The 26,746-nt window shown below is 66.9% G+C and carries 24 protein-coding genes; 13 read left to right on the forward strand and 11 right to left on the reverse strand.

Going from position 1 to position 26,746, the window contains the following annotated elements; genetic code table 11:
• Positions 1-966 precede the first annotated feature (966 nt).
• From FQV39_RS18415 to FQV39_RS18435, 5 genes are all read right to left on the reverse strand, one after another.
• Positions 967-1,869, reverse strand: coding sequence for a polysaccharide deacetylase family protein (locus FQV39_RS18415; protein WP_149131611.1), 903 nt, complete (start codon positions 1,867-1,869; stop codon positions 967-969).
• Between the two features lie 104 nt (positions 1,870-1,973).
• Entirely contained in the window at positions 1,974-3,683 is a 1,710-nt protein-coding gene (locus tag FQV39_RS18420; RefSeq protein WP_149131612.1) for a dipeptide ABC transporter ATP-binding protein, read from the reverse strand.
• Positions 3,680-4,558, reverse strand: coding sequence for an ABC transporter permease (locus tag FQV39_RS18425; protein ID WP_149131613.1), 879 nt, complete (start codon positions 4,556-4,558; stop codon positions 3,680-3,682). Before FQV39_RS18425 ends, FQV39_RS18420 begins: the two co-directional genes overlap by 4 nt.
• Complete coding sequence (locus FQV39_RS18430) at positions 4,555-5,529, reverse strand: ABC transporter permease (protein WP_149131614.1); 975 nt, start codon at positions 5,527-5,529, stop codon at positions 4,555-4,557. Before FQV39_RS18430 ends, FQV39_RS18425 begins: the two co-directional genes overlap by 4 nt.
• 205 nt (positions 5,530-5,734) lie before the next feature.
• The gene (locus tag FQV39_RS18435; protein ID WP_149131615.1) at positions 5,735-6,436 is read right to left on the reverse strand and encodes a creatininase family protein; all 702 of its coding nucleotides are present in this window, start codon (positions 6,434-6,436) and stop codon (positions 5,735-5,737) included.
• A 128-nt stretch (positions 6,437-6,564) separates the two neighbouring features.
• Here FQV39_RS18435 and FQV39_RS18440 point away from each other — a divergent pair, with 128 nt between their 5' ends.
• From FQV39_RS18440 to FQV39_RS18460, 5 genes are all read left to right on the forward strand, one after another.
• Positions 6,565-7,110, forward strand: coding sequence for a MarR family winged helix-turn-helix transcriptional regulator (locus FQV39_RS18440; protein WP_149131616.1), 546 nt, complete (start codon positions 6,565-6,567; stop codon positions 7,108-7,110).
• Positions 7,111-7,112: 2 nt separating this feature from the next.
• Positions 7,113-8,705, forward strand: a complete 1,593-nt coding sequence (locus FQV39_RS18445; protein ID WP_149131617.1) for an ABC transporter substrate-binding protein — start codon at positions 7,113-7,115, stop codon at positions 8,703-8,705.
• Positions 8,706-8,858: 153 nt separating this feature from the next.
• The gene (locus FQV39_RS18450) at positions 8,859-9,806 is read left to right on the forward strand and encodes an isoaspartyl peptidase/L-asparaginase family protein (protein ID WP_149131618.1); all 948 of its coding nucleotides are present in this window, start codon (positions 8,859-8,861) and stop codon (positions 9,804-9,806) included.
• A 163-nt stretch (positions 9,807-9,969) separates the two neighbouring features.
• A complete protein-coding gene (locus FQV39_RS18455; RefSeq protein WP_149131619.1) occupies positions 9,970-11,010 on the forward strand; it encodes a ketopantoate reductase family protein in 1,041 nt (346 codons plus the stop codon).
• The gene (locus FQV39_RS18460) at positions 10,983-11,738 is read left to right on the forward strand and encodes an SDR family NAD(P)-dependent oxidoreductase (protein ID WP_149131620.1); all 756 of its coding nucleotides are present in this window, start codon (positions 10,983-10,985) and stop codon (positions 11,736-11,738) included. The genes FQV39_RS18455 and FQV39_RS18460 overlap by 28 nt, the downstream gene beginning before the upstream one ends.
• A gap of 129 nt (positions 11,739-11,867) precedes the next feature.
• Here the strand turns inward: FQV39_RS18460 and FQV39_RS18465 are convergent, their stop codons facing one another.
• Genes FQV39_RS18465 through FQV39_RS18480 form a run of 4 tightly spaced genes read right to left on the reverse strand, consistent with a single transcriptional unit; the run spans position 11,868 to position 13,805 of the window.
• Positions 11,868-12,302, reverse strand: coding sequence for a VOC family protein (locus FQV39_RS18465; RefSeq protein ID WP_149131621.1), 435 nt, complete (start codon positions 12,300-12,302; stop codon positions 11,868-11,870).
• 29 nt (positions 12,303-12,331) lie between these two features.
• Positions 12,332-12,814 (reverse strand): DUF1579 domain-containing protein, encoded by a 483-nt coding sequence (locus FQV39_RS18470; RefSeq protein WP_149131622.1) that lies wholly within the window; start codon positions 12,812-12,814, stop codon positions 12,332-12,334.
• A 56-nt stretch (positions 12,815-12,870) separates the two neighbouring features.
• A complete protein-coding gene (locus FQV39_RS18475) occupies positions 12,871-13,416 on the reverse strand; it encodes an SRPBCC family protein (RefSeq protein WP_149131623.1) in 546 nt (181 codons plus the stop codon).
• Positions 13,417-13,457: 41 nt separating this feature from the next.
• The gene (locus tag FQV39_RS18480; RefSeq protein WP_149131624.1) at positions 13,458-13,805 is read right to left on the reverse strand and encodes an ArsR/SmtB family transcription factor; all 348 of its coding nucleotides are present in this window, start codon (positions 13,803-13,805) and stop codon (positions 13,458-13,460) included.
• Positions 13,806-13,963: 158 nt separating this feature from the next.
• Here FQV39_RS18480 and FQV39_RS18485 point away from each other — a divergent pair, with 158 nt between their 5' ends.
• Entirely contained in the window at positions 13,964-15,418 is a 1,455-nt protein-coding gene (locus tag FQV39_RS18485; protein WP_149131625.1) for an AMP nucleosidase, read from the forward strand.
• Between the two features lie 187 nt (positions 15,419-15,605).
• On the opposite strand, the gene ubiB is transcribed toward FQV39_RS18485, so the two are convergent.
• Both ubiB and ubiE read right to left on the reverse strand, forming a co-directional pair.
• On the reverse strand, positions 15,606-17,162 hold the full coding sequence (gene ubiB, locus FQV39_RS18490) for a 2-polyprenylphenol 6-hydroxylase (protein WP_149133919.1): 1,557 nt from the start codon (positions 17,160-17,162) through the stop codon (positions 15,606-15,608).
• 97 nt (positions 17,163-17,259) lie between these two features.
• The gene (ubiE, locus tag FQV39_RS18495; protein ID WP_149131626.1) at positions 17,260-18,021 is read right to left on the reverse strand and encodes a bifunctional demethylmenaquinone methyltransferase/2-methoxy-6-polyprenyl-1,4-benzoquinol methylase UbiE; all 762 of its coding nucleotides are present in this window, start codon (positions 18,019-18,021) and stop codon (positions 17,260-17,262) included.
• 155 nt (positions 18,022-18,176) lie between these two features.
• On the opposite strand from ubiE, the gene mutM reads away from it, so the two are divergent.
• From mutM to recF, 7 genes are all read left to right on the forward strand, one after another.
• The gene (gene mutM, locus FQV39_RS18500) at positions 18,177-19,067 is read left to right on the forward strand and encodes a bifunctional DNA-formamidopyrimidine glycosylase/DNA-(apurinic or apyrimidinic site) lyase (RefSeq protein WP_149131627.1); all 891 of its coding nucleotides are present in this window, start codon (positions 18,177-18,179) and stop codon (positions 19,065-19,067) included.
• Between the two features lie 207 nt (positions 19,068-19,274).
• On the forward strand, positions 19,275-20,048 hold the full coding sequence (locus tag FQV39_RS18505; RefSeq protein ID WP_149131628.1) for an enoyl-CoA hydratase: 774 nt from the start codon (positions 19,275-19,277) through the stop codon (positions 20,046-20,048).
• 265 nt (positions 20,049-20,313) lie between these two features.
• Positions 20,314-21,315, forward strand: coding sequence for a threo-3-hydroxy-L-aspartate ammonia-lyase (locus FQV39_RS18510; RefSeq protein ID WP_187639981.1), 1,002 nt, complete (start codon positions 20,314-20,316; stop codon positions 21,313-21,315).
• Positions 21,316-21,494: 179 nt separating this feature from the next.
• Positions 21,495-21,761 carry a 30S ribosomal protein S20 gene (rpsT, locus tag FQV39_RS18515; RefSeq protein ID WP_149131629.1) on the forward strand — a complete coding sequence of 89 codons (267 nt, stop codon included), beginning with the start codon at positions 21,495-21,497 and terminating at the stop codon, positions 21,759-21,761.
• A gap of 781 nt (positions 21,762-22,542) precedes the next feature.
• A complete protein-coding gene (gene dnaA, locus FQV39_RS18520; RefSeq protein WP_149131630.1) occupies positions 22,543-24,060 on the forward strand; it encodes a chromosomal replication initiator protein DnaA in 1,518 nt (505 codons plus the stop codon).
• Between the two features lie 257 nt (positions 24,061-24,317).
• A complete protein-coding gene (gene dnaN / locus FQV39_RS18525) occupies positions 24,318-25,433 on the forward strand; it encodes a DNA polymerase III subunit beta (RefSeq protein WP_149131631.1) in 1,116 nt (371 codons plus the stop codon).
• Positions 25,434-25,564: 131 nt separating this feature from the next.
• Positions 25,565-26,692 (forward strand): DNA replication/repair protein RecF, encoded by a 1,128-nt coding sequence (gene recF / locus FQV39_RS18530; protein WP_149131632.1) that lies wholly within the window; start codon positions 25,565-25,567, stop codon positions 26,690-26,692.
• Positions 26,693-26,746 lie beyond the last annotated feature (54 nt).

Genomic DNA, 26,746 nt, shown 5'->3' on the forward strand with positions numbered 1-26,746 from the left:
GAGCGGCAGCTGGAGGCGCCGCCAGGGGCTGCGGCCCGGTCGGCGCCGAGGGAGCCGTGCCGGGCTGCGGCGCTGCGCCCAGCGGCCGCTGGGACGGAGCAGCGGAAGGCGGGACGGCCGGCCCCCCGCGCGGAACCGCGGAGGGTGGCGCGCCGGCACCGGGCTGAGGCGCTGCGCCGGGAGCAGCGGAAGGCGGAGCGCCGGGCGGACGCGGCTGCCCGGCGGGAGCCGAGGGAGGCTCAGCCGGCTGCGGTGCAGCCGCCGGAGGGCGAGCCTGGGGCGGAGCAGCAGAGGGCGGCACGGCCGGGCCGCCGCGCGGCACGGCCGAAGGCGGCGCGCCGGGCTGGGCCGGAGCCGACGGCGGAGCTGCTTGCGGACGCTGGCCGGGTTGTGCGCCGGGCGCAGCGGCCGGCGGTGCAGACGGCTGCGGCGCTGCGCGCGGCGGCGTCGGCACGGTGGGCTCCGCCGGCGGACGCGGTGGTGTCGGTCGGGTCGCGGGCGGTTGCTCAGGCGCTGGGCGCAGAGCGGGAGGTGCCTCGCGGGGCATCTGCGGACGCTCGGGCTGCGGACGCGCGGCGGGCGGGGCGGCGGGCGGTTGCGGCGCAGGCATGGCCGGAGGCTGCGGCCGGGGCGCGGCCGGGCCGGGCTGCATCTGCGGCGGACGCGGAGCCTGGGGGGCGCCGGGCGCGGCGGGCCGCTCCGGGCCGCGCTGGCGTGGTCCCCGTCCCGGCTCCTCGTCGCCGGCTGCGGGTGCCTGGGCCAGCCGGTAATTGGCTTCGGCAAAGGCTTGCCCGGCCTGCGAAATGACGAGGGCCGGCAGGACGGTTCCGACCAGCAACCAGCGTTTCGTGCGCATTGCAATTCCCGTTGTTCGTTTCAACGCACGGGTATCAGGGCCGCCCAGGGCCTGAACCCGCGATGAAGCAAAAACGGCGGGAATCGGGCAGAGGTTCCGGAGCGATGGCCTCAGATGCCAGCTTCGGCCTTCACATAGGCCGCGATCTCGGCATGGGTCGCGAACCAGCAATCACCCTTCGCCTTGGCCAGCCGGATCAACTCCTCGAGGATCCAGAAGCGCGAGCGATAGGTGATGACATGCGGATGCATTGTCAGCAGGAAGAGGCCGCCCTCGGCATAGGCGCCCTCGAATTCGCGCCGGAAGATGTCGAAGACGGCTTCCGGTGGTGTATAGGGCCGCAGCGCCTGGAAGCGGTTCATGCTGAGATAGGCCGCGTCGTCGCGGATCCACTCGACCGGCAATTCGACCATGCCCGTCGCCTCGCCCTTCTCGATGATCTCGTAGGGATCATCATCGGCGAAGAGGGAGGAATCGTAGATCAGGCCCAGCTCACGCTCGACCGAAAGCGTCACCTCCGAAAAATCCCAGGACGGGGTGCGCATGCCAACCGGCCGGACGCCGGTGATTGTCTCCAGCGTATCGGCGGAGCGCAGATGCAGTTCGCGCTCGTTCTCGGGCGGCACCGCCGTGTTCACCTCGTGGATCCAGCCGTGAAGGCCGATCTCGTGGCCCTCGCCGACGATGCGGCGCTGCTCGTCGGGATAGAGCAGCGCGGTAACGGCGGGCACGAAGAAGCTCGCCGTGATGTCCTGCTGCTTCAGGAGTTCCAGGATGCGCGGCACCCCGACGCGATTGCCGTACTGGCCCCAGGACAGACGCCCGACCGACTTGCCACCGTCGCGCAATTCGTTGGTCTCGTGATCGACGTCGAAGGAGAGCGCCACGGCGCAGCGGGCGCCGTTCTTCCACTTGGCCGGCTTGAGGTTGCGGCCGGCGCGCACGCGCTCGACCTTGCCGCGCCAGACCTCTTCCGGCCATTGCCAGGGCAGAAGTTCATCGGGTTGGGTCATGACGGCTCTCCTTGCTTTGCACGTCATGCTCGGGCTCGACCCGAGCATCTCCTTCCAAAGATTCTCGGGTCTGCGCTTCGCTTCGCCCGAGAATGACGGGCTCCCTATGAAGCAACACTCGGCAGCACCGGCACGGCGGCGAGCAGGCGCTTGGTGTAGTCGTGCTGCGGATGGTCGTAGACCTCGCCGGCCGGGCCGCTCTCGACGATCTTGCCGCGATACATGATCGCGACGCGGTCGCAGAGATGGCGCACCACCGAAAGGTCGTGCGAGATGAAGATCAGTGTCAGGTCGAGTTCCTGCCGCAGCCGGATCAGCAGGTTGATGATCTGCGCCTGGATCGAGACGTCGAGCGAGGCGACCGGCTCGTCGCAGACCACGACGTCCGGCTGCATCGCGAGTGCGCGCGCAATCGCGACGCGCTGGCGCTGGCCACCCGAGAACTGGTGCGGATAGCGGCTGGCGAAATCCGGATCGAGCCCGACCGCTGCCAGCCATTGCCGGACATAGTCCTTCGCGTCGCCGCTCTTGATCAGCCCATGCGCCAGCGGCCCCTCCGCAATGCTGTCACCGACCGTCATGCGCGGATTGAGCGAAGCGAAGGGGTCCTGGAAGATCGTCTGCACACGCGTCGTGACCTTGTGCGGATGCTCGCCCTCGCTCATCACCGGCGCGCCGTCGATACGAACGAGGCCATGATCTGGCGCATAGATGCCTGCCGCCACGCGCCCGAGCGTCGACTTGCCGGAGCCGGATTCGCCGACGAGGCCGAGCGCCTCGCCGCGCTTCAGCACCAGCGTGACGTCGTCGACTGCCTGGACCGCCGCCGACGCGTTCGACAGGCCCGCCTTCTGCGCGATCTTGCGAAACAGCCCGGGCGTCTGTGCGAAGCGCTTGGCCACATGCTCGATCCGGACGTAATGCGTCTGGTCGCCAGAGATCGGCGCGGCATTCGCCTTGAGGCGCGGCGGCGGGGCGGCCTCCGCGCCGGCGCCGCCAGCCAGCAGCGCGCCGGGCTCGGAGCGCGAGGGCAACGCATCGAGCAAGCCCCGCGTATAGGGATGCTGCGGACGGGTCAGCACATCGAGCGTCGGCCCGGCCTCGACGATCTTGCCATGGCGCATGACGCAGACATGGTCGGCCAGTTCGGCGACGACGGCGAGGTCGTGGCTGATCCAGATCAGCGCCGTGCCGAGTTCGGCAACCAGCTCCTTCATCTCGGCCAGGATCTCGGCCTGCACGGAGACGTCGAGCGCAGTCGTCGGCTCGTCGCAGATGATCAGCTTCGGCCGGTGCAGCAGCGCGATGGCGATGGCGACGCGCTGGCGCATGCCGCCGGAGAACTGGTGCGGGTAGAAATCAACCTTGGCCTCGGGGTCGGGAATACGGACCTGCGCCAGCGCCGCGACGGCGCGCCGTCGGGCCTCCGCGCCCGAGACCGTCTCATGGGCTTCCAATGCCAGCCTGATCTGCGTCCCGATGGTCAGCATCGGGTTCAGCGTCATCATCGGGTCCTGGAAGACCATCGAGATCTGCTTGCCACGGATGGCGCGCAGCTCGGCCGGGGAAAGCCCCACGAGTTCGCGACCTTCCAGCTTCACGAATGAACCGCTCTCGACGCGGCCGGGCGGATCGATCAGCCCGATGATCGAGAAGCCCGTGATGCTCTTGCCTGAGCCGGATTCGCCGACAAGGCCCATCACCTCGCCGCGCTTCAGCGCAAACGAGACGCCGTCGACGGCTTTCACCACGCCAATGCGCGTATGGAAATGGGTCGCGAGATCGATGACCCGGAGAAGAGGCGCGTCGCTCATCGCTTCAGCCTCGGATTGACCTGGTCGCGGATGCGGTCACCGACGAGGTTGATGGCGACGATCAGGACGATCAGGGCGATGCCGGGGTAGATCGAGATCCAGTAGCGGCCCGAGAGCATGTACTGGAAGCCGTTCGCGATCAGCATGCCGAGCGACGGTTCCGTCACCGGCAGGCCGACGCCGAGGAAGGAGAGCGTCGCCTCCAGCGCGATGGCATTCGCAACCTGCACGGTCGCGACCACGATCAGCGGCGGCAGGCAATTCGGGAAGATGTGGCGCCAGACCACCCGCCAGCCCGGCAGCGGCGTCGACAGCACCGCCTCGACATAGTCCTTGCCGCGCTCGGCAGAGGCCGCGCCATGGGCGGTGCGGGCAAAGTAAGCGTATTGCGCGGCAGCAAGCGCGGCGATGAGCTGAAGCTTGCCCTGGCCCAGCAGCGCCGAGAGCACGAGCGCGAGCAGGATCGCCGGGAAGGCGAGCTGCAGATCGATCACCCGCATGATTAAGGCTTCCCAGCGCCCGCCGGCATAGGCAGCGCCGATACCGAGCGAAACGCCGAGCGCGAAGGCGAGCGCGCCAGCCACCAGCCCCATCTGCAGCGAGATGCGCAGGCCGTAGAGGATGGCCGAGAAGAGATCGCGGCCCTGCGCGTCCGTGCCTAACCAATGGGTGTAGCCGCCCTCGCCGACATAGCCGGGCGGACGGCGCGCGTCTGTCAGCGACAGGTTCGCGAGATCGTAGGGATCCTGCGGTGCAACGAACGGCGCCAGCAGCGCGATGCCGATCATAAGCACGACCACAGCAAGAGCGATGACCGCAGTCTTGCTCTCGCGGAACTCGGCCCAGAAGCGGGCGGCGGGTGAGGCGTCCTTCATCGCGCGCTTCCTTTCCGCAGCCGCGGATCGAGCCCGACATAGGCGAGGTCGACGAGGAAGTTGATGGTGATGAAGACGAAGGCGACGAGCATAAGGTAGGCGACCATCACCGGCCGATCGAGCGACTGAATGGAGTCGATGATCAGCTTGCCGATGCCGGGCCAGGAGAAGATCGTCTCGGTGACGACGGCAAAGGCCAGCGTCGAGCCGAATTCGAGGCCGAACACAGTGACCAGCGGGATCGCGATCAGCCTCAGCACGTGTCGGCGCAGCACGGTCCATTCCGAGAGACCGGCGGCGCGGGCGAACTTCACGGTGTCGGAGAGCATGGCCTCGCGCGTTCCGGCCCGGGCGAGGCGCGTCATCAAAGCGAGCTTGAAGAAGGCGAGGTTCAGCGCCGGCAGGAGCAGGTGGCTGAGCCCGTTCAGCGTCAGGAAGCTCCATTCAACGCCGAAGACGGAGACCGTCTCGCCGCGCCCGCCGGCCGGCAGCCATTGCAGTTCGACGGCGAAGGCCATGATCAGCACGAGGCCGATCCAGAAGGTCGGCACGGAGAAGCCGAGGATCGAGACCGTCATGATGAGTTTGGAGGCGAAGCCGTCCGGCCTGTAGCCCGCATAGATGCCGGCGGGGATACCGATCAGCGCCGCGCTGCAGACCGCTGCCAGCGTCAGCTCCAGCGTCGCCGGCAGGCGCGACAGGATGAGCTCCATCACCGGCATGCCGAAGACGAAGGAGCGGCCGAAATCACCGTGCAGAACGCGGCCGAGGAAGGTGAGGTACTGCTCCCAGAGCGGCCGGTCGAGCCCGTAATGGGCAATGGTCTGGACCCTGAGCTCCTGGCTGACATCGGGACCGATCAGCACGTCGATCGGATTGCCGATGGCGTAAACGCCGACGAAGACCAGTACCGACATGACGAGCATGACGACGAGCGCCTGCAGGAGCCGGAGGGCGACGTGGCCTAGCATGGCGCCTCCCCTCCCCCTTGTGGGGAGGGGTTGGGGGTGGGGGGCGACAAGGCAGGCGCAGCGACACCATCCGGACTGTAGGCCGATCCCAGCGCTTCTTGCCACCTCTCGCCAGGTGGCAAGCCCCCCCTCTCCAACTCTCCCCCACCAGGGGGGAGAGGGCCGGTCGCGTCGACCAGCGCAAACTGGAGAGGAATTTCCCTCCTCACGGCCAGTTCTCCACCATCGCCGCGCGCGTCTCCTCGACCCCCACCTGCCAGACCTTCATCATGTCCGCGTCCGGCCGCTGGTAGAGGCCGTGGAAATTGCCGTCGCCGAGGATCTCGCGCCGCCTCGCGGGACTCGCGGCCTGGTACTGGGCCGCACTGAAGGGCGGCTTCAGCGTATCAGGCATCGCCACGCCCGCGAGCCGGGTCCAGGGGAAGTTCTCCATCCAGGAGGCGTGCGACGCCGCCGGGTCGATCGCTTTCACCGCCGCCTGGAACTGCGGCGCCGCCCACCAATTGTGCAGCCTGATGCTCGCATCCGGATGGCGGTCGAGCCATTCGGTCGCGAAGTTCAGCGCCGGCGAATTGCCGCCGTGACCGTTGACCAGCACGATCCGCCGGAAGCCCGAGCGATAGAAGCCGTCAAAGATATCGCCCAGCAGGGCCGTATAGGTACCGAGCTTCAGCGAGATGCTGCCGGGAAAGTCGAGAAAACCCGGCGTCATGCCATAGGCCAGCACCGGGAAGACGGGGATGCCGAGCGGCTCGGCCGCCTCCTTCGCCACGCGCTCGGACAGGATCACGTCGGTCGCCAGGCTGAGATAGGCGTGCTGCTCGACGCTGCCGAGCGGCAGGACGCAACGATCGTCCCGCTTCGCCTGGGCTTCGATCTGCATCCAGTTCATCTCGGCGACCAGCACGGCGCAATCCTTGCTTTGCTTTCGCAGGCGGTAGACAGTTCGATCACCCCCTGCCGAAACCATCCTTGACTCTGGCATTCCGGAGCGTCAAGTTCCATTTGGAACTAAATTGGCAGGGAGACACTCCCATGCGGCGCTCGCCGACCTCTCTTTCGCGCGTTGACCCGGAACGCGAGGCCGCGCTTGCGGCGCTCGACCCGCTGACCGTCACGAAGCTCTGGAACAATCCCTGCTGGCTGTCCTTCCGGCTGAACTTCCTCGCGTTCCGCTTCAACGATCCGGTCTATCGCTGGATCGAGACCCGCTATGGCCTGGTGCGTCCGGAATTCGTTGCGCTCTACGCCGTCGGGCTGCGCGGGGGCGTCGCCGCGAAGAACATCGTCGCCTCGTCGGGGCTGCCGAAGAACACCCTGTCGCGCGCGGTGCAGAAACTGCTGCAGAGGCGCCTGCTCAAGCGCGAGACCGACCCTGACGACCTGCGCAGCTACGTGCTGCATCTGACGACGGCCGGCCACAAGATCTTCAACGAAACCATGCCGCTGATGGTGCAGCACCAGAACATGATGCTCTCCCATCTCAGCGAAGACGAGCAGCAACAGCTCTGCGCGCTGCTCGACAAGCTCGTCATCGCCTCGCCCACCTGGCCCAACGAACTCGAACACGAGGGGGACTAATCATGAAGCCGGCCCGGACCTTCCGCCTCGCGGCCTTCGCCACCCTGCTCGCCGTTGCCGTTTCGACCGGCGCGCTGGCCCAGACCCTGACGATCGGCGTGCGCGCCGGACCTGAATCGATCGACCCGCATTTCACCGCCACCGGCACCCATGCCGAGGCGCTGAAGCATGTCTTCGACACGCTGACCTGGTCCGGCGACAAGCTGCAGATCGAGCCGCGCCTGGCGCTGAGCTGGAAGACGCTCGAACCGACCGTCTGGGAATTCAAGCTGCGCCCCGGCGTCAAGTTCCATGACGGCTCCGACTTCACCGCCGAGGACGTGAAGTTCTCGATCGAGCGCATCCCGGTCGTCGCCGGGCCGAACCCGACGACGATCTATGTCCGGCGCGTCAGGCAAGTGAAGATCGTCGACCCGCTCACGGTCCACATCGTCACCGACGGCCCGGCGCCGAACCTGCCGAACGACTTCATCCGGCTGTTCATCGTCTCGCACAAGGCCGCCGCCGGCCTCACCAAGGACAACGCCAACGAGGCCTTCAACTCCGGCAAGGCGGCTGTTGGCACCGGCCCCTACAAATTCGTCTCCTGGACGCCGAAGGACCAGATGGTGCTGGATCGCTTCGATGGCTACTGGGGGCCGAAGGAGCCCTGGGCCAAGGTCGTGCGCAAGGAACTGCCGAACGACGCCGCCCGCGTCGCGCAGCTCAAGGCCGGGCAGGTCGACATCATCGTGCGCGCGCCGGCCTCGGATGTGCCGACGCTGAAGCGCGACGCCAAGCTCAACGTCGCCACGGTCGAGAGCGTCTATCTCTTCAACATGGAGCTCGACATGCGGGACAAGTCCCCGCAGATCAGCGCCAAGGATGGTTCGCCGCTGGCCAAGAACCCGCTGCAGGACGCCAGGGTGCGCGAGGCGATCGACCTCGCGATCGACCGGCCAGCGCTGGCGGAGATCGCGATGGAAGGCCTCGGTTCGCCGGCCAACCAGCTGGTGACGCCGACCATCGCCGGCTTCAACAAGAGCCTGCCGGCGCTCAAGCCCGACATCGCCAAGGCCAAGAAGCTGATGGAGGAGGCGGGCTTCCCGAACGGCTTCAAGATCACCTTCTCCTTCACCAATGACCGCCTGCCCGGCGACCGGCAGGTCGGCACCTCGATCGCGCAGATGCTGGCGCGCATCGGCGTCGAGGTGAACGCCAACGCCCAGCCCGGCGCCGTGTTCTTCCCGGCCCGCCTGCGCGGCGACTTCTCGATGTCGATGTCGGGCTGGGGCACGCTGACGGGCGAGGCGAATTACACCCTGTCCTCGCTGGTGCATTCGAACGACCCGGCCAAGAAGCTCGGCGCCTTCAACGTCCAGAACTACGCCAATCCCCAGGTCGACAAGCTGATCGAGGACGCAGCCGTCGAGATGGACGAGGCCAAGCGCAACCGGATTCTGGCCGATGTTTCGGCCATCGTCGCCAAGGACCGGCCGCGCCTGCCGATCACCGCCGTCGGCTCGGCCTGGGCGATGCAGAAGGACAAGGTGACGATCAGCCCGCGCGTCGACGAGGACACGCTGGCAATGGACATCAAGCCCGCGAAGAAGTAACGCGGCCGCCTTCGCGTCGTGGTCGGGCTTGCCCCGACCATCCACGCCTTCGCTTGATGGACCAATTTCGGTGTTCCAGACGTGAATGCTCGCCACAAGGGCGAGCATGACGGATGGCCCACCTCAGAAACGACGTTTGATCGGAATAAGAACATGACCCTCGCGCTTGCCATCCATGGCGGCTGCGGCACGCTGCCCAAGGCCGAGATGACCGAAGCCGAATGGGCGCAGGCACGCGCCGACCTTGCCGCCGCGCTCAGGACCGGCTGGAAGATCCTGCGCAAGGGCGGCACTGCGGTCGACGCCGTCGAAGCGGCGGTGCGGGTGATGGAGGATTCGCCGCATTTCAACGCCGGCCATGGCGCCGCCTTCAACACCGATGGCGAGCACGAGCTCGATGCCTCGATCATGGACGGATCGACACTGGCGGCCGGCGCTATCTGCGCCGCCCAGCGCATCCGCAACCCGATCACCGCCGCAAAGGCGCTGATGCTGCGCGGCGACCCGCTGCTGCTCGCCGGCCCAGCTGCCGATGCCTTCGCCGAGCATGAGGGCATCGACACCGTCGCCAACGAGCATTTCTCGACCGAGCGCCGGCGCAAGAGCCTGGCCTCGATGAAGATCCGCGAGATCGTCGGCACCGCCGCCGAGGCGAGCGAGGCGGAGAAGCACGGCACGGTCGGCGCCGTGGCCTGCGACGCGCAGGGCCACCTCGCCGCCGCGACCTCGACCGGCGGCTATACCAACAAGCCCGCTGGCCGCGTCGGCGATTCCCCGATCATCGGCGCCGGCACCTATGCCCGCGACGGGCGCTGTGCGGTCTCCGGCACCGGCAAGGGCGAGTATTTCATCCGCTACTGCGTCGGCCACGAGATCGCATCGCTGATCGCCTATAAGGGCCTTTCGCTGGAGGCGGCGACGCAGGCCGTGATGACGGAGCTCTCCGAGCACGGGATCGGCGCCGGGCTGGTGGCCGTCGGCGCTGACGGCACGGTCGTCGCGCCCTTCAACACCGACGGAATGTATCGCGGCTGGGTGACGGCCGACGGCCTGCTTCATGTCGCCACCCACGGCACTGTCGAGATGGCCGGTCAGGCGTGATGACCCGGGCTTCGTCTCCCGCAGCCCTCATCCTGAGGAGCCCGCGCAAGCGGGCGTCTCGAAGGAGGGCCCAGGAGGCACGGGAGACATCTGGACCATCCTTCGAGACGCAGCCTGCAGCTGCTCCTCAGGATGAGGGCTGCGTATCGGGAAGGATCCTGTCGTGAGCGCCGAGCCGATCCTGATCTGGGGCGCAGGAGCGATCGGCGGCACGCTCGGCGCCTATTGGGCGCGGGCGGGCGTGCCGGTCCTGCTCGTCGACATCGTCGCCGAGCATGTCGAGGCCTGCCGCACCAAGGGGCTTGCCATCACCGGCCCGGTCGAGGAATTCACGCAGGTGGTGCCTGCTGCGACGCCGGCCGAGCTCAGCGGCCGCTACAGGCGCATCGTCCTCGCCGTGAAGGCAGGCGCGACCGAAGCGGCGCTTGCGGCGCTCGAGCCGCATCTGGCCGAGAACGGCTTCGTGCTCTCCGCCCAGAACGGCCTCAACGAGCTCGCCATCGCCAGGGCCGTCGGCGAACGGCGCACCATGGGCTGCTTCGTCAATTTCGGCGCCGACTGGCTCGGGCCGGGCGAGATCCTCTACGGCAACCGCGGCGCGACGGTCGTCGGCGAGCTCGACGGAGTGCTAAGCGAACGCGCCACCGAGATGCACCGCCTGCTCGGGCTGTTCGAGCCCGATGCGATTCTGACCGACAACATCTTCGGCTATCTCTGGGGCAAGCTCGCCTATGGCGCGATGCTGTTCGCCACGGCGCTCACCGACGATTCGATGTCGGCGAATTTCGCCGATCCGGCGCGCCTGCCGGTCTGGCTCGCGCTCGGACGCGAAGTCGGCGCGGTCGCCGCCAAGCGCGGCATCACCTCGCTCGGCTTCGGGGAGTTCGACCCGATGGTCTTCGCGCCGGGCCGACCGGAGCACCGCCAAGTCGAGACCATCCGCTGGCTCGCCCATTACACCGCGCAGACGGCCAAGACCCATTCCGGCATCTGGCGCGACCTCGCCGTGCGCAAGCGCAAGACCGAGGTCGATCCGCAGATCGGCATCATCGCGACACTCGGCCGCGAGGTCGATGTGGCCACGCCGGCTCTGGAGACGCTGGTCGCGCTGATCCACGACATCGAGGAAGGCCGCCGCCCGATGGCCTTCGAAACGCTGAAAGTGCTGATCGACCGATGCAGATCCGTTTCGACGGCCGCGTAGCCCTCGTCACCGGCGCGGCCCAGGGAATCGGGCGCGCCATCGCTGGCGCGCTCGCCCAGGCCGGAGCCCATGTCCATCTCGCCGATATCGATGCGGACGGCGTGCAGGCGGCTGCACGGGAGATCGGCACAATGGGGCATGGGGTCGATCTCGGCACGCCCGAGGCCGCGCAGGCGCTGGTGCGGGACATCGTAACCACGGAAGGCCGGCTCGAACTCCTTGTCCATGCCGCCGGTGGCGTGCGCGGACAGATCGGTCGCGCGATCGAGGAGATTTCAGAGGAAGACTGGCGGGTGATCTTCGCAGCCAATGTCGATGCCGCCTTCTTCCTTGCGCAGGCGGCGGCGCCGGCGATGAAGCAGGGCGGCTATGGCCGGATCGTCACCATCTCATCCGGCGCCGGGCTGAGACCGAGCCTCACCGGCATCCAGGCCTATGCCAGCGCCAAGCATGCGCTGGTCGGTCTGACGAAGCAGCTCGCCTGGGAGTTCGGCCCGCATGGCATCACGGTGAATTCGGTGGCGCCGGGCTTCGTACGCTCGAACCCCGCGACAGAGCGGCAGTGGCAAAGCTATGGGCCGGACGGGCAGAAGCGCCTCGTCGAGAGCATTCACACGCGGCGTCTCGGCATGCCGCAGGACATCGCCAATGCCACGCTGTTCTTCCTGAGCGAACAGGCCGGCTGGATCACCGGCCAGGTACTCTCGGTGGATGGCGGGCGGTCGTAGCCGCCCATTCGCCGTCATTCCGGGCGAGCAAAGCGAAGGCCCGGAATCCATCATAGAGCGGAGCGCCTTACGATGGATTCCGGGTCGGCGCCGCTTCGCAGCTTGCCCGGAATGACGGGCGACCTGGGATCAGCCGCAGTTCGCCTGATCCGCGGGCATTTCGCAGTTGACCATCCAGTTGGTGCCAAAGCGGTCGACCAACATGCCGAAGCGCGGCGACCAGAAGGTCTCGGCGAGCGGCATGGCGATCTTGGCGTCGCCTTCGGAGAGACCGGCGAAGATGCGCTCGGCTTCCTCGGGGGTCTTCACGCCGACGCTGACAGAGACCGAACGCATCGGGCCGTCGCTGCGATCCGGCGGCGCGTCGGAGGCCATCAGCATCTGGCCGTCGACCTCAAGGCAGGCATGTAGGATCTTGTCACGCCATTCGGGTGCGACGTGCTCCTCGGCCGGCGTGCCCTTGTGGTCCATCATGGCCAGGATCTTGCCGCCCAGCACCTTCTCGTAATGGGTGAAAGCCTCGCGGCAGTTGCCCTGGAACATCAGATATGTCGACAGCTTCATCGTCTTTCCTCCTCGCTGTGTTGAAACGTTCAGGCCTTGCGGCGGTAATGAGCGGCCATGAATTCGGTCCACTGGCCATCGGCACCCAGGGCGCGCGAGGTCAGCGTACGATGATCGGGCGACAGGAAGGTGATGACGTCCTGGTACTTCGCCGTGGAGCCGTCGCCGGTCATGCTCGGCCCTTCGGTATCGAGGACCAGCGACTTACCGTCGGCGGAAAGCACCCCGTCATAGGTCCACATCATCGTCATCATCGAGGCGACGAAGCTGCCGACGAAGCAGCCCTTGGCCGGGTCGAAGCCGAGCGTCATCAGACTGGTGACCGGCTGGCCTTCGGGTGACTCGCCTTGGCCTTCTCCCAGTGTCCAGAGCCCACCGAGCGAGCGCACGGTTTCCGTGCCCTTCGATGTGGTGGGCGACTGATCCGGCCCCATCGAGCAGGTCATCTCGGCGGTCCACTCACCGATGAGCTGATGAAGCCACTCATGTTCCTTCTGCGGTTCACCCATCATGCGCGAGATCCTCTCTGATTGCCGTTCTCTGGGGTGATTGCGGGTGCGGAGGGCACTCAGGCGGGGCGCTCGGCCGCCGCCTTCATCGCTGTCAGGCCGGATTCGAAATCGCCGCCGACCATGCGGTCCATGTCCATGAAGACATGCATGATCTTGCCGATGAACGGGGTCGGGCCGGTCATGGTCCAAGTGACGACCGTGCCCGCGCCCTGCGGCGTCAGAGCGAAGATGACGTCGTTATGGGCCTCGAAAGGCTTGACGAAATCCAGCTTGAGCGCGAGCCGGACAGGCGCCGTGGCATCGACGATGCGCATGCTGCCTTCGCCGACATTCTTGTCGCCGGCCCAGGCATAGGTCGCGCCGACGCCGGTCTCGGGGCCGCCATAGGTCCGCTTCATCGCCGGATCCTTCTTCTCCCAGGGCGACCAGGCGCCCCAGGCCTTGAAATCGGCGATCAGCGCATAGACCCGCTCCGGCAGCGCGTTGATCGTGGCGGTGCGCGTGACCTGGAAGGTGTCCGGCTTGCGGGCGGCGAGGATCAGCACGATGGCGATCCCGACCACGACGATGCCGAGCAGGCTGAGAAGAACGGTCTTGAGCATGGTCATCACCTGCGAAATGGGCTGAAGGGAATATTCGAGTCTCAAACGCCCGATTCATCGGGTGGTTTCGCCTTGATCTCGCGCAGAACCTCGTCCAGCCGGCCCAGGCTCTGGTCCCAGAAACGGCTGTAGTGCTCCAGCCATTCCGAAACATCCTGCAAGGGGCCGGGGTCGAGCCGGCAGGGTCGCCACTGGGCTTCCCGCCCCCGCGTGATCAGCCCGGCGCGCTCCAGCACCTTCAGGTGCTTCGAGACCGCAGGCAGGCTCATCGCGAAGGGCTCGGCCAGTTCCTTCACAGAGGTCTCGCCTTGCGACAGCCGGGCCAGGATGGCGCGGCGCGTCGGATCGGCGAGGGCAGCGAAAGTCAGGCTGAGCGGGTCCGTCGACATCACATGAAACCGATCAGTTAATTAACTGATCGGTTTATTATTGGATTTCCGCCGGCTGTCAAGCTCCTCAAAGGCAGATTGCCGTGGGCCACCGCCGGTTGTTGTCAGGAGCAAGGACACGCGGGTAGAACCGAGGAACGAAAAGGATGCATCCGCTCATGAGCTTCGAGACCGCAGCGACACCCGAAGCCGCCATCGACCGGCTCGAGCAGCTCTATGATGAAGCCCGCTCGGCGCTGCGCAGCGACCTGCAGCGCTTCTTCGATACCGGAAAGGCCCCGACCCCGGAGGATCGGGAGCGCTACCGCTACCCCATGCTGCGCGTGACCTACGAGCCGTCGAAGCTCCCGGCGGCCACGCGGCGCGGCTATGCCAAATTCGCGGCGCCGGGCATCTATTCGACCACGGTGACGCAGCCGGCCGAATTCCGGGCCTATCTGCTCGACCAGCTCAAACCGCTTGTCGCCGAATACGGCGCGACGATCGAGACCGGCATCAGCACGCAGGAAATCCCCTATCCCTACGCGATCGAAGGCGGCGACGAGTTGGGGCGCGGGAAGATCACCGCCGCCGAGCTCGCCCGGCATTTCCCGACGCCGCTGCTGGCGCTGGTCGGTGACGAGATCGCCGACGGAACCTATGATCTGGTCGAAGGCGAGCCGCGTCCGCTCTCATTGTTCGACGCAGTCCGGGTCGATTATTCGCTGCGGCGCCTCGTCCATTACACCGGCACCGATTGGCGGGCCGTGCAGCCCTGGGTGCTGCTGACGAACTATCACCGCTATGTCGACCAGTTCGTCCGGCTTGGGCTAGCCGAGATCGAGGCCGGCACCGCCGAGGCGCTGGTCGCCCCGGGCGGCATCCGGATCGGGAGCGATGGCCTCGACGTCTCGGCGGCTGAACGCGTGATGTCCGCGCCCTGGCACCGCTTCCAGATGCCGGCCTATCATCTCATCCGCAAAACCGGCGAGGGCGTGACGCTGGTCAATATCGGCATCGGCCCCTCCAACGCGAAGAACATCACCGACCATCTCGCCGTGCTCCGGCCGAATTGCTGGCTGATGGTTGGTCATTGCGGCGGCCTGCGCCAGACCCAGATCATCGGCGACTACGTCCTCGCCCATGCCTATCTCAGGCAGGATCATATCCTCGACGAGTTGGTGCCGCCGGAAGTCCCGATCCCGGCGCTGGCCGAAGTGCAGGTGGCGCTGCAGCAGGCGGCGGCCGAAATCACCGGCGAAAAGGGCGACCGGCTGAAGCAGCGGCTGCGCACCGGCACGGTCGTGACGCAGGACGACCGCAACTGGGAGCTGCAATGGACCAAGGAGCGGCGGCGCATCAACCAGTCGCGCGCCATCGCGGTCGACATGGAATCCGGCACCATCGCGGCGCAGGGCTACCGGCTGCGCGTGCCCTACGGCACGCTGCTCTGCGTCTCCGACAAGCCGCTCCATGGCGAGATCAAGCTGCCGGGCGCCGCCAACGCCTTCTATGAGCGCGCCGTCGGCGAGCATCTGCGGATCGGGCTCGCCGCGCTGGAGAAGCTGAAGGAGGCGGGCTCCGCCATCCATTCGCGCAAGCTGCGCAGCTTCGACGAGCCGCCGTTCCGGTAGGACGCGCAAGATACCGCGCCGTCATTCCGGGGCATTGCGAAGCAATGAGCCCGGAACCCAGAACCGATGCGCTTTATTCCCAGCGCACCGGCCGTTCCGCTTTCCCAAATCCCGACATCGGTTCTGGGTTCCGGGCTCGCCGCTGCGCGGCGCCCCGGAATGACGGCGCGGTTCCAGGAAAATCAACTCAACCGAACACGCCGTAAGCCACCAGCGCCGCGATCACCCAGAGAGCGGCGGTGCCCCAGCGATTGCGCTGCGCCTCGGCGCGCCCAATCGCCTCGATGCTGCGCTCGTCAAGGACGAAGCCGTTGCGCGAGGCGTCTTCGAGCTGGCCGAGCACGCGCTCGGCGCGAACGACCGTGTCCGGGAGCGCCGCCAGCGAACCGAGCAGCGAATGCGCGCCGCGCCCGACCTCCTGCAGCCGCCCGATCGGGCCGAGATTGGAGGTGATCCAGTCGCGCACGACCGGATCGGCCGTCCCCCACATGTCGAGATGCGGATCGAGCGAGCGGGCCACGCCCTCGACCACGACCATGGTCTTCTGCAGCATGACAAGCTCGGTGCGGGTCGCCATGTCGAACATGCCGGTGATCTCGAAGAGCAGGGTCAGCACCTTGGCCATCGAAATCTGGTCGGCACGCTTGTCGTGGATCGGCTCGCCGACGGCGCGGATCGCCTGGGCGAAATCCTCGACGTCGTGATGAGCCGGGACATAACCGGCCTCGAAATGCACCTCGGCGACGCGGCGATAGTCGCGGGTGATGAAGCCGAGCAGGATCTCGGCGAGGAAGCGCCGCTCCTTCAAGCCCAGCCGGCCCATGATGCCGCCATCGACCGCGACGAGCCGGCCCTCGGCATCGACGAACAGGTTTCCGGGATGCATGTCGGCATGGAAGAAGCCATCGCGGATCGCGTGCTTCAGGAAGGACTGGATGATCTTGCGGGCGAGCTCCGGCAGATCGTGGCCGGCAGCGCGCAGGCCCTCGACATCGGAGAGCCGCACCGCCTCGATCCATTCGTCGACCAGCATCTCGCGGGCGGTGAGCTGCCAGTCCGGCTCCGGCACGCGGAAATCGGCGTCGTCCTTGGTATTCTCGGCAAATTCGGAGAGGGCAGCGGCCTCCAGCCTGAGGTCCATCTCCATCGCGACCGAGCGCGCCAGCGTCTCGACGACACCAGTAAAGCGCAGGCGGCGCGCCTCGGCCGAGCGCGCCTCGGCCTGCTCGGCGCCGAAGCGCATGGCCGCCAGATCGCGATTGAAACGGTCGTGAATGCCGGGGCGAAGGATCTTGACCGCAACCTCGCGGCCATCCTTCAGCCGGGCGCGGTGGACCTGGGCGATGGAGGCGGCGGCGACCGGCTCGCTGAACTCGACGAAGATCTCTTCCAGCTTCTCGTCATGCGCCGCCTCGACGGCCGCGCGCGCTTCCACCATCGAGAAGGCCGGCATGCGGTCCTGCAGGGCCGAAAGATCCTCCGCGATCTTCATGCCGACGACATCAGGCCGCGTCGCCAGGAACTGACCGAACTTGACGTAGGACGGGCCGAGCCGGGTCAGCGCGGCCGCGAGCCGCGTCGCCGAGGAGCCGGCGCCACGCCGCTCGATCAAGCGGCCCACGCGGATCAACCCACGCGCCAGCGGCGGCAGCACGGAGGGATCGACCAGGGCGAGCGCGCCCTCGCGCGCCAGCACGAAGCCGACGCGCGCGCCGCGAAGCAGGTGGAAGAAGGAAGAGATCATGCCGTTGTAGCCGTCATGCTCGGGCTTGACCCGAGCATCTCGTGAAATCCTGCCTGAGATGCCCGGGTCAAGCCCGGGCATGACGCCAAAGCCCGCATCACAGCTTCCAGCCGGAATGCAGCGCCACGACCCCGCCCGTCATCGGCGTGAATTTCGCCCGGCGGAAGCCGGCATCCTCGATCATGTTCGCAAAGGCTTGCGGCTTCGGGAATTTGCGGATCGATTCGACGAGGTACTGGTAGGGCTCGGCCTCGCCAGTGACCAGCCGACCCATCGGCGGGATGACCTTGAAGGAATAGGTCTCGTAGATCTTGTCGAGCAGCGGCACATCGACATGGCTGAATTCGAGGCAGAGGAAGCGCCCGCCGCGCTTCAGCACGCGATAGGCCTCGGCCAGCGCCTTGTCGATACGCGGCACGTTCCGGATGCCGAAGGCGATCGTGTAGCAGTCGAAGTGATTGCCCGGCAGGCCGAGCTCCTCGGCATTGCCCTGGACGAAGCGGATGCGGTCGTCGTCCGGGAAGCGCTTGTCGGCGCGCTCGCGCCCGACACGCAGCATGTCGGCATTGATGTCGAGCACAGTGACATCGGTCTGCGGCCCGCCCGCCTCGAGCACGGAAAAGGCGACGTCGCCCGTGCCACCGGCCACGTCGAGATGGTGGAAAGGCCGGTCCTTGGCCGGGTTGATCGCCGTCAGCAGCGCGCTCTTCCAGACGCGGTGCAAGCCCCCCGACATCAGGTCGTTCATCAGGTCGTAGCGGTTGGCGACCTTGTGGAAGACGTCGTCGACCTTGGCCTGTTTCTCGGTGAGCTTCACCGTCTCGAAGCCGAAATGGGTGGTGTCGGAGGCTGCTGTCACGATCAGGCGGACCTTGTGTTTGGCTCTCGCTGCGCGTCGGCTTCTCCGAAAACCGGATTCCACTTTTCGGGCCGACGGCGTAAGGCGATGAATAGCCAAAGGCAACGGGCTTGTCGCGGCCCGTCTCGACGCAGGCTTTACGAAGGTCTCAATCCATGCCTGAGCTACCCGAGGTCGAAACCGTCCGGCGCGGGCTGGAGCCCGCCATGCTGGGCGAGCGCTTCGCGCGTATCGAGCAGCGCCGGCCCGATCTGCGCTTTCCGCTGCCCGACCGATTCTCGGAGCGGCTGACCGGCCGGCGCATCGAGGCGCTGTCGCGCCGGGCGAAGTACCTGATCGCCGATCTCGACGATGGCGCGGCGCTGATCATGCATCTGGGCATGAGCGGCCGCTTCATCGTCGAAGCCCCCGGCACGCCGCCGACCGAGCCCGGCGCCTATTATAATGAGATCGGCCGGCACCTGATCCACGACCATGTCGTGTTCGAGATGGGGTCCGGCGCGCGCGTCACCTATAATGACGTGCGCCGCTTCGGTTTCATGGACCTCGTGCCACGCGCCGAGCTCGCTACCTCGAAGCATTTCGTAGGGATGGGCATCGAGCCGCTCGGCAACGAACTCTCCGGCGAAACGCTGGCGAAGCTGTTCGCAGGCAAGATCGCGCCGCTGAAGGCCGCGCTGCTGGATCAACGGCTCGTCGCGGGCCTCGGCAATATCTATGTCTGCGAGGCACTGTTCCGCGCCGGGCTCCATCCCGAATCCGAGGCGGGAACGATCGCGACGCCGACGGGCCGGCCGCGCGACAAGGCGCATGAGCTCGCCCGCATCATCCGCGAGGTGCTGGAGGAGGCGGTCGCGGCCGGCGGCTCGACCTTGCGCGACTTCGCCCATGCCGACGGCTCGCTCGGCTATTTCCAGCACCGGTTCCGGGTCTATGACCGCGAGGGTGAGGCTTGCGTCACGCCGGGCTGCGGCGGGCTGGTGAAGCGGCTGGTGCAGTCGGGACGCTCGACCTTCTATTGCGAGAGCTGCCAGAAGCGGGCGTGAGAGACCGGCGTCATTCTCGGGCTTGACCCGAGAATCCCAGGCCGGAAGAGACATCGGAACCTCCTCCTGCATGAGATGCTCGGGTCAAGCCCGAGCATGACGCTCCCTTGGTCCCAAGTGCAAATGCGCGGATGCGCGCAACGCGCATGGACTTGAACCTTCCCGGCCCGTTAAAGCTGCAACGACAGCATCATCGGGGAGGCCGCCATGGCTTATGAGACCATTCTTGTCGAGACGAAGGGCAAGGTCGGGCTGATCACCCTCAATCGTCCGCAGGCGCTGAACGCGCTGAACGGCCAGCTCATCGGCGAGATCAACACGGCGCTCGACGGTTTCGAGAAGGACGCCGATATCGGCTGCATCGTCATCACCGGCTCGGAGAAGGCTTTTGCCGCCGGCGCCGACATCAAGGAGATGCAGAGCCGCACCTTCCCCGGCACCTATCTCGACGACAAGTTCGAGGACTGGGATCGGATCGGCCAGCGCCGCAAGCCGATCATTGCCGCGGTCGCCGGCTTCGCTCTCGGCGGCGGCTGCGAGCTCGCCATGATGTGCGATTTCATCATCGCGGCCGACAACGCCAAATTCGGCCAGCCCGAAATCAATCTCGGCGTCATCCCGGGTGCGGGCGGCACGCAGCGCCTGACCAAGGCGGTCGGCAAGGCCAAGGCCATGGATCTCATCCTCACCGGCCGGATGATGAGTGCGCAGGAAGCGGAGCATTCCGGCCTCGTCGCCCGCATCGTGCCGCTGGCCGATCTGCAGGCGCAGGCTCTCAAGGCTGCCGAGGCGATCGCTGCCAAGTCGCTGCCCTCCGTCCTGATGGCGAAGGAATCGGTCAACCGCGCCTTCGAGGTGACGCTCAGCGAGGGCCTGCGTTTCGAGCGCCGCGTCTTCTCCTCGCTCTTCGCCACCGCCGACCAGAAGGAAGGCATGTCCGCCTTCGCCGAGAAGCGGACGCCGGACTTCAAGAATGCCTGAGTTACCACTGGCTATAGCGAGCCCTCACTGAGGAGCCATTTCGCCAGAAATGGCGTCTCGAAGGATGCTCCAGTTGGTTCTGGAGCCTCGACCAGCATCGTTCGAGACGCCGCTTACGCGGCTCCTCAGGATGAGGGCTCGCAGGAGACCCCGGCGCGTAACGCTGCCACCGATCACCGCCACGCATGGCCGGGGCGTCGATCTTTGACTTGAACCCGGCCCCGCCCTGCTGACACGATGCACCATCATCAGCAGGACGAAGATCATGAACGCCGCAGCCCGCCCCGTCGCCCCTGAGGGACTGACCCTCCCGACCTATGCCGATGTCGAGCGCGCCGCCGAGCGCCTGAAGGGTGTCGCGCATCACACGCCGGCGATGAGCTCGGCGACGGCCAATCGGCGCACCGGGGCGAGCCTCGTCTTCAAGCCCGAGAACCTGCAGCGCATGGGCGCCTTCAAGTTCCGCGGCGGCTACAACGCCATTTCCGCACTGTCGCCGGCGCAGAAGAAGGTGGGCGTGCTCACCTTCTCCTCAGGCAACCACGCCCAGGCCATCGCCTATGCCGGCAAGCTGCTCGGCGTGCCCACCACCATCATCATGCCCGAGGACGCGCCGAAGGCGAAGGTCGAGGCGACCCAGGGCTATGGCGGCGAGGTCGTCCGCTACGACCGCTACACCCAGGACCGGCTGGAGATCGGCAACCGCATCGCCACCGAACGCGGGCTGGCGCTGATCCCGCCCTATGACCATGCCGACGTCATTGCCGGCCAGGGCACGGCGACCAAGGAGCTGATCGAGGATGCCGGTCCGTTCGACGTCCTGATCGTGCCGCTCGGCGGCGGCGGGCTTCTCGCCGGCGCGGCGCTGGCTGCCAAGGCGCTCAATCCCAACTGCCGCATTTTCGGCGTCGAGCCCGAGGCCGGCAATGACGGCCAGCAGTCGCTACGCTCCGGCAAGATCGTCAAGATCGGCGTACCGAAGACCATCGCCGACGGCGCGCAGACCGCTTTCCTGGGGAATCTCACCTTCCCGATCATCCAGGCACTGGTCGAAGACATCGTCACCGTCAGCGACGGCGAGCTCATCGAGACCATGCGCTTCTTTGCCGAACGCATGAAGCTCGTGGTCGAGCCGACCGGCTGCCTCGCTGCGGCCGCGGCGCTGACCGGCAAGGTCGCGGTCGAGGGCCAGCGCGTCGGCATCATCATCAGCGGCGGCAACGTCGATCTGGCGAGCTTCGCCCGCTTCATCGCGCCCTCCGCGTGAGGATCGCGCCGCGAAAGCGATTCCGGCGTTGACGGCGGGGTCGCAAGCGACTATAGCCCCACCACTCGCGGCGGCCCGCGCAAGCTCGGCCGCCGCTCACGTTTTTCCAGCAAGGAAGCGGCTAGGCCCGCCGGCAATGATGTCCGGCGCCCGACCGCGATGAGAACGAGGACGTTTCGATGGCCAATACGACGTCGGCCAAGAAGGCTACGCGCAAGATCGCCCGCCGCACCGAGGTCAACAAGACCCGCCGCTCGCGGATGCGCACCTTCCTGCGCAAGGTCGAAGAGGCGATCGCCTCCGGCGACAAGTCTGCCGCCGCCGAGGCCCTGAAGGCCGCCCAGCCCGAGATCATGCGCGCTGCGCAGAAGGGCGTGGTTCACAAGAACACCGCCTCGCGTAAGGTTTCCCGCCTCGCTCACCGCATCGGCGCGCTGGCTTCCTGAGCCTGAAAATCCGTTTGTTTCGACAGCGAAAAGCCCGGCCTCACGGCCGGGCTTTTTCGTTGGCTTAGACGCCTCCTGTGGCGACTCAGCCACAGGCTTCAACGGAACAAAAAAACCTTGCTCGCAAGGCATTTCCGCAGGCTTTCCACGGGTTTGCGGACTTGACTCTCAGGCACGATTCAGGGCGCAAAACCGGCCCCGCCAATAGACTCCGCCGCTCACAAAAAGATCTGTATTATCATCATCTTAGTGGGCAAAGGATTTTGAGGAGCGGAATCGCGGTGACTCCGCGGCGGCCTTTTCGAAACCCGTGAAAAAAAGATTCGCGGTGCGCAGGGGAGCCGAGCGTCAAGAAAATCTTAAGTTCCCCAACCAATTGCAGGGAGCAGCCTCGCCTTGGCGGGGTCACCTCGCGGGGCGAGTCTTCGAAGCCGGCTGAAAGGGATGTTGCAGCCCGTCGAGAGCGCCTTGTAAGGTCCCTTCATCGCCCGGCGGACAGCAATGACCGCCAGGCGATTTCCAGAGATAATAAGCGTTTTGGCTCGCGACCATGGAGGTTGGAGGATGTAGCCCCTTTGTCTTTTTGTGTTGAGATAAAGGGCGGCATCGTCCTTCGACGAGCCTTCCAAGCGTAATCGACAAAGCAGGGATCGGAACCTGCGGGCGCCAGAGCGCCCGACAGGACGGGGTCCTTTTTTCAACCGGACAACAGTGCCAGGAAGGCGCCCGCCCTGCGGACGCCGCTCCGAAGGCGCGCTTATTTCAAAGAATGGGGCCATTGATGTTCGAGCGACAGGAACTCGGTGATACGGTCGAGACAGCGTCTGTGGTGGTGATCGCGGCTGACGACGCCGCTGGGATTCAGCTGGAAGAGGTTTCGGTTCAGGAGGCCTGGGAGCGCGTTCGCCGGCGCCTGCGCGCCGAGCTTGGCGAAGACGTCTTCTCGAGCTGGTTCGGCCGGCTCGAGCTTGCCGGCATCGTGGAGGGCGTGGCCTATCTCACGGTTCCGACCCGCTTCCTGAAGAGCTGGCTCGAGGCACATTATGCCGAGCGCCTGCGGGTCAACTGCATGGCGGAGCTGCCGGCGCCGGGCGGCGTGCTGCTCTCGGTTCGCACGGTCTCGCGCGAAGCGGCTGCACCGCGCGTCGAGGCTGCCCTGCGCGCCCGGCCTGCCACGACGCCCGCCCCCGTCGCGGCTGAATCCGCCAGGCCAGCTGCCACAGGCGGCGCCCAGCCTAGCGAAGCCGATCTTGTCGATGCCTGCGGCACGGCGCTCGACAAGCGCATGAGCTTCCAGAACTTCGTCGTCGGCAAGTCGAACCAGCTCGCCTTTGCGGCGGCCGAGCGCATCGCCGGCGCCCCGGCGGGCCAGAGCCCCTACAACCCGCTTTATCTCCATGCCGGGGTCGGCCTCGGCAAGACGCATCTGCTGCAGGCGATCGCGCAGGAGGCGCGCCGTCAGGGCAAGCGCGTCGCCTATTTCACCGCCGATCGCTTCATGTACGGCTTCGTCGCGGCGCTGAAGTCGCAGACCGCGCTCGCCTTCAAGGAGAAGCTGCGAGGCATCGATCTGCTCATCGTCGATGACGTGCAGTTCATCCAGGGCAAGTCGATCCAGCAGGAGTTCGGCCACACGATCAACGCGCTGCTCGACGCCGGCAAGCAGATCGTCGTCGCCGGCGATCGGCTCGCCGGCGAGCTGGAGGCGCTCGATGAGCGCATCCGCTCGCGGCTCGGCGGCGGCCTCGTCGTCGAGGTCGGCGAGCTCGACGAGGCGCTGCGCGCCAAGATCCTGGCGAGCCGCATGGAAGCACTGCAGGGCGCGCATCCGAACTTCCAGGTCAGCCCCGACGTCGTCGCCTATGTCGCCCGCGTCGTCACGACCAATGGCCGCGACCTCGACGGCGCCGCCAACCGGCTGCTCGCCCATGCGACGCTGTCGGGCCAGCTCGTGACGCTGGAGACGGCGGAGTCCGCGATACGCGATCTCGTGCGGACGCGCGAGCCGCGCCGCGTCAAGATCGAGGACATCCAGAAGCTCGTCGCGACGCGCTACAATGTCAGCCGCGCCGACATCCTCTCGGAGCGCCGCACCGCCGCAGTGGTGAAGCCACGCCAGATCGCGATGTATCTGTCGAAGGCGCTGACGCCGCGCTCGCTGCCCGAGATCGGCCGCCGCTTCGGCGGGCGCGACCACACCACGGTGCTGCACGCCGTGCGCAAGATCGAGAAGGCGATCAGCGAAGACCGTTCGCTGCATGACGAGGTCGATCTGCTGAAGCGCATGCTGCAGGAGTGAGTCCGGCGCGGATCGATCGCCACGTCCATCCGGACACGAACTGGCGATCTATCCCTTTGCCGAAGCATCGGATTCGCCCGAAAAGTGGGCTCCCCTTTTCGGCCCGATGCTTTGCCGCGCATCCGTTCCTGCCAAAGGTTGTGGTTGCCGGAGCGCGCAGGCCTTGCGCGCCCGCCCGGTGTCCTGCAATGTCGCTGGCCATTCATTCGGCCCGGGCAGCCATGCCCGGGCGGCTAGCGCCAGAAGACTAGACAATCATGAAGGTCACGGTCGAACGTTCCACGCTGCTCAAGTCGCTTGGCCACGTCCATCGCGTGGTGGAGCGCCGCAACACGATCCCGATCCTGTCGAACCTGCTGCTCAGCGCCTCCGAGAACGGCCTGCGGCTCAAGGCGACCGATCTCGACATCGAGGTGGTGGAGACGATTCCGGCTGATGCGGCCGAGCCCGGCGCCACGACCGTTCCCGCCCACACCCTCTACGACATCGTCCGCAAGCTGCCGGATGGCGCGCAGGTCTCGCTCGAGACGACCGGCGACAGCGGGCTCGTGCTGCGCTCGGGCCGTTCGCGCTTCCAGCTCCAGACGCTCCCGGAGAGCGACTTCCCCGACATCACCGCCGGCGAGATGGCGCATCGCTTCGTGCTGCCGGCCGGCGAGCTGAAACGCCTGATCGACAAGACCCAGTTCGCGATCTCGACCGAGGAGACGCGCTACTATCTCAACGGCATCTATCTCCACACCATCGATGTCGATGGCCGCCCGGTGCTGCGCGCTGTCGCGACGGACGGTCACCGGCTTGCCCGCGTCGACACCGCCGCCCCGCAGGGCTCGGTCGGCATGCCCGGCGTGATCGTGCCACGCAAGGCCGTCGCCGAAATCCAGAAGCTGCTGGAGGACGGCGAGAGCGAGGTCGCGGTCGAGCTTTCCGGCTCGAAGATCCGGGTTGCCACCGCCAATGTCGTGCTGACCTCCAAGCTGATCGACGGCACCTTCCCTGACTATCAGCGCGTCATCCCGAGCGGCAACGACAAGCTCCTCACCGTCGACAAGGGCGATTTCGCCGCTTCCGTCGATCGCGTCTCGACGATCTCGTCGGAGCGCGGCCGCGCCGTGAAGCTCTCGATGGCCGACGGGCGCATGACGCTTTCCGTCACCAATCCGGATTCCGGCTCGGCGACCGAGGAGATCGAGGTCGATTACGAGGCGAGCCCGCTCGATATCGGCTTCAACGCCCGCTACCTGATGGACATCGCGGCGCAGCTCGATGGCGACACAGCGCTGCTCAAGCTCGCCGATCCGGGCTCGCCGACCGTGATCCAGGATCGCGAAGGGGCCTCCGCGCTCTATGTGCTGATGCCGATGCGCGTCTAGAGCATTGCGCGAAAAAGTGGGTACCGGTTTTTCGCCCGAGCAATGCTCTAGCTTAAAAGAATCGATCACTTTCACCCGTGTTCGGACGATCTCGTCCGAACACGGCGTGATCTGACCGGACCGTCACGTCCGTGACGGCTGTCGCGCGCCTGATCCTGCAGGATTTCCGTTCCTACGAGGCCCTCGATCTCCCGGTCGAGGGCCAAATCGTTGCGCTGATCGGCGAGAACGGAGCCGGCAAGACCAATATCCTCGAAGCGCTCTCGCTGTTCACGCCGGGGCGCGGCCTGCGCCGTGCCGAACTCTCGGCGATGGCGCGGCAGGGCGGCGACGGCTCCTTCGCCGCCTCTGTAACCCTTGCTGATGAGGCGGGCCGGCTCGGCATCGGGCTAGGGCCCCTCGATGCGGAAGGGCGCCGCCCGCGGCTTGCCCGCATCGACGGCGCCGCCGTCGGTTCGGCCCTCGCCTTCAGCGATTATCTGCGCGTAGTTTGGCTCACGCCCGATCTCGACGGGCTGTTTCGGGGCGCCGCCGGCGACCGCCGCCGCTTCCTCGACCGGTTGGTGCTGGCGATCGACCCAAGCCATGCCACCCGCTCGAATGCGCTAGAGCGGGCGCTGCGCTCGCGCAACCGCATCCTCGAGGAGAGCCCGGGGCAGAGCCAATGGCTCGATGCCGTCGAGCGCGAGATCGCAGAGCTCGGCGTCGCGGTTGCCGCTGCCCGCGCCGAGACGGTGGCGCGGCTCTCCGCCATCATCGCCGAGACGCGCGACGACGCCTCGCCCTTCCCGGATGCCGTGATCGCGCTCGCGGGCGAGATCGACGATCTCGTCATGAGCCTGCCGGCCGTCGACGCCGAGGACGCCTATCGCGCGATGCTGCGACAGGGCCGCCATCGCGACCGCGCCGCCGGACGCACCCTCACGGGGCCGCAGGCCTCCGATCTGGAAGTCCGGCACGGACCGAAGGACATCCCAGCCGGCCAAGGCTCGACCGGCGAGCAGAAGGCGCTGCTGATCGGGCTCGTGCTCGCCCATGCCAGGCTCGTCGCGGCGATGAGCGGCATCGCGCCTCTCGTCCTGCTCGACGAGATTGCTGCGCATCTCGACCCGCGCCGGCGCTCGGCGCTTTACGAGGGCCTCACCGATCTCGGCTGCCAGGTCTGGATGACTGGCGCCGATGCCGCCTTGTTCGGCGATCTTCCAGGCGGCGCGCAGCGTTTCGCTATCACGCCTGGCCGGGCCGATCCGATCGATTGATCGATCGGACCACGTCTTGCGATGGGACCGGCCAAAGCGTTGCTGCTAGCATCG

Origin of the sequence: Bosea sp. F3-2, from assembly GCF_008253865.1 — a bacterium.
GTDB lineage: Bacteria > Pseudomonadota > Alphaproteobacteria > Rhizobiales > Beijerinckiaceae > Allobosea.

Coding starts and splice junctions, on each gene's coding strand:
- rpsT (WP_149131629.1), top strand. CDS start 21,495: ATGGCCAATACGACGTCGGCCAAGAAGGCTACGCGCAAGATCGCCCGC.
- FQV39_RS18505 (WP_149131628.1), top strand. CDS start 19,275: ATGGCTTATGAGACCATTCTTGTCGAGACGAAGGGCAAGGTCGGGCTG.
- FQV39_RS18480 (WP_149131624.1), bottom strand. CDS start 13,805: ATGTCGACGGACCCGCTCAGCCTGACTTTCGCTGCCCTCGCCGATCCG.
- FQV39_RS18485 (WP_149131625.1), top strand. CDS start 13,964: ATGAGCTTCGAGACCGCAGCGACACCCGAAGCCGCCATCGACCGGCTC.
- FQV39_RS18420 (WP_149131612.1), bottom strand. CDS start 3,683: ATGAGCGACGCGCCTCTTCTCCGGGTCATCGATCTCGCGACCCATTTC.
- FQV39_RS18415 (WP_149131611.1), bottom strand. CDS start 1,869: ATGACCCAACCCGATGAACTTCTGCCCTGGCAATGGCCGGAAGAGGTC.
- FQV39_RS18425 (WP_149131613.1), bottom strand. CDS start 4,558: ATGAAGGACGCCTCACCCGCCGCCCGCTTCTGGGCCGAGTTCCGCGAG.
- FQV39_RS18510 (WP_187639981.1), top strand. CDS start 20,314: ATGAACGCCGCAGCCCGCCCCGTCGCCCCTGAGGGACTGACCCTCCCG.
- FQV39_RS18450 (WP_149131618.1), top strand. CDS start 8,859: ATGACCCTCGCGCTTGCCATCCATGGCGGCTGCGGCACGCTGCCCAAG.
- dnaN (WP_149131631.1), top strand. CDS start 24,318: ATGAAGGTCACGGTCGAACGTTCCACGCTGCTCAAGTCGCTTGGCCAC.
- FQV39_RS18475 (WP_149131623.1), bottom strand. CDS start 13,416: ATGCTCAAGACCGTTCTTCTCAGCCTGCTCGGCATCGTCGTGGTCGGG.
- FQV39_RS18440 (WP_149131616.1), top strand. CDS start 6,565: ATGCGGCGCTCGCCGACCTCTCTTTCGCGCGTTGACCCGGAACGCGAG.
- FQV39_RS18460 (WP_149131620.1), top strand. CDS start 10,983: ATGCAGATCCGTTTCGACGGCCGCGTAGCCCTCGTCACCGGCGCGGCC.
- FQV39_RS18465 (WP_149131621.1), bottom strand. CDS start 12,302: ATGAAGCTGTCGACATATCTGATGTTCCAGGGCAACTGCCGCGAGGCT.
- FQV39_RS18470 (WP_149131622.1), bottom strand. CDS start 12,814: ATGATGGGTGAACCGCAGAAGGAACATGAGTGGCTTCATCAGCTCATC.
- FQV39_RS18445 (WP_149131617.1), top strand. CDS start 7,113: ATGAAGCCGGCCCGGACCTTCCGCCTCGCGGCCTTCGCCACCCTGCTC.
- dnaA (WP_149131630.1), top strand. CDS start 22,543: ATGTTCGAGCGACAGGAACTCGGTGATACGGTCGAGACAGCGTCTGTG.
- ubiB (WP_149133919.1), bottom strand. CDS start 17,162: ATGATCTCTTCCTTCTTCCACCTGCTTCGCGGCGCGCGCGTCGGCTTC.
- mutM (WP_149131627.1), top strand. CDS start 18,177: ATGCCTGAGCTACCCGAGGTCGAAACCGTCCGGCGCGGGCTGGAGCCC.
- FQV39_RS18430 (WP_149131614.1), bottom strand. CDS start 5,529: ATGCTAGGCCACGTCGCCCTCCGGCTCCTGCAGGCGCTCGTCGTCATG.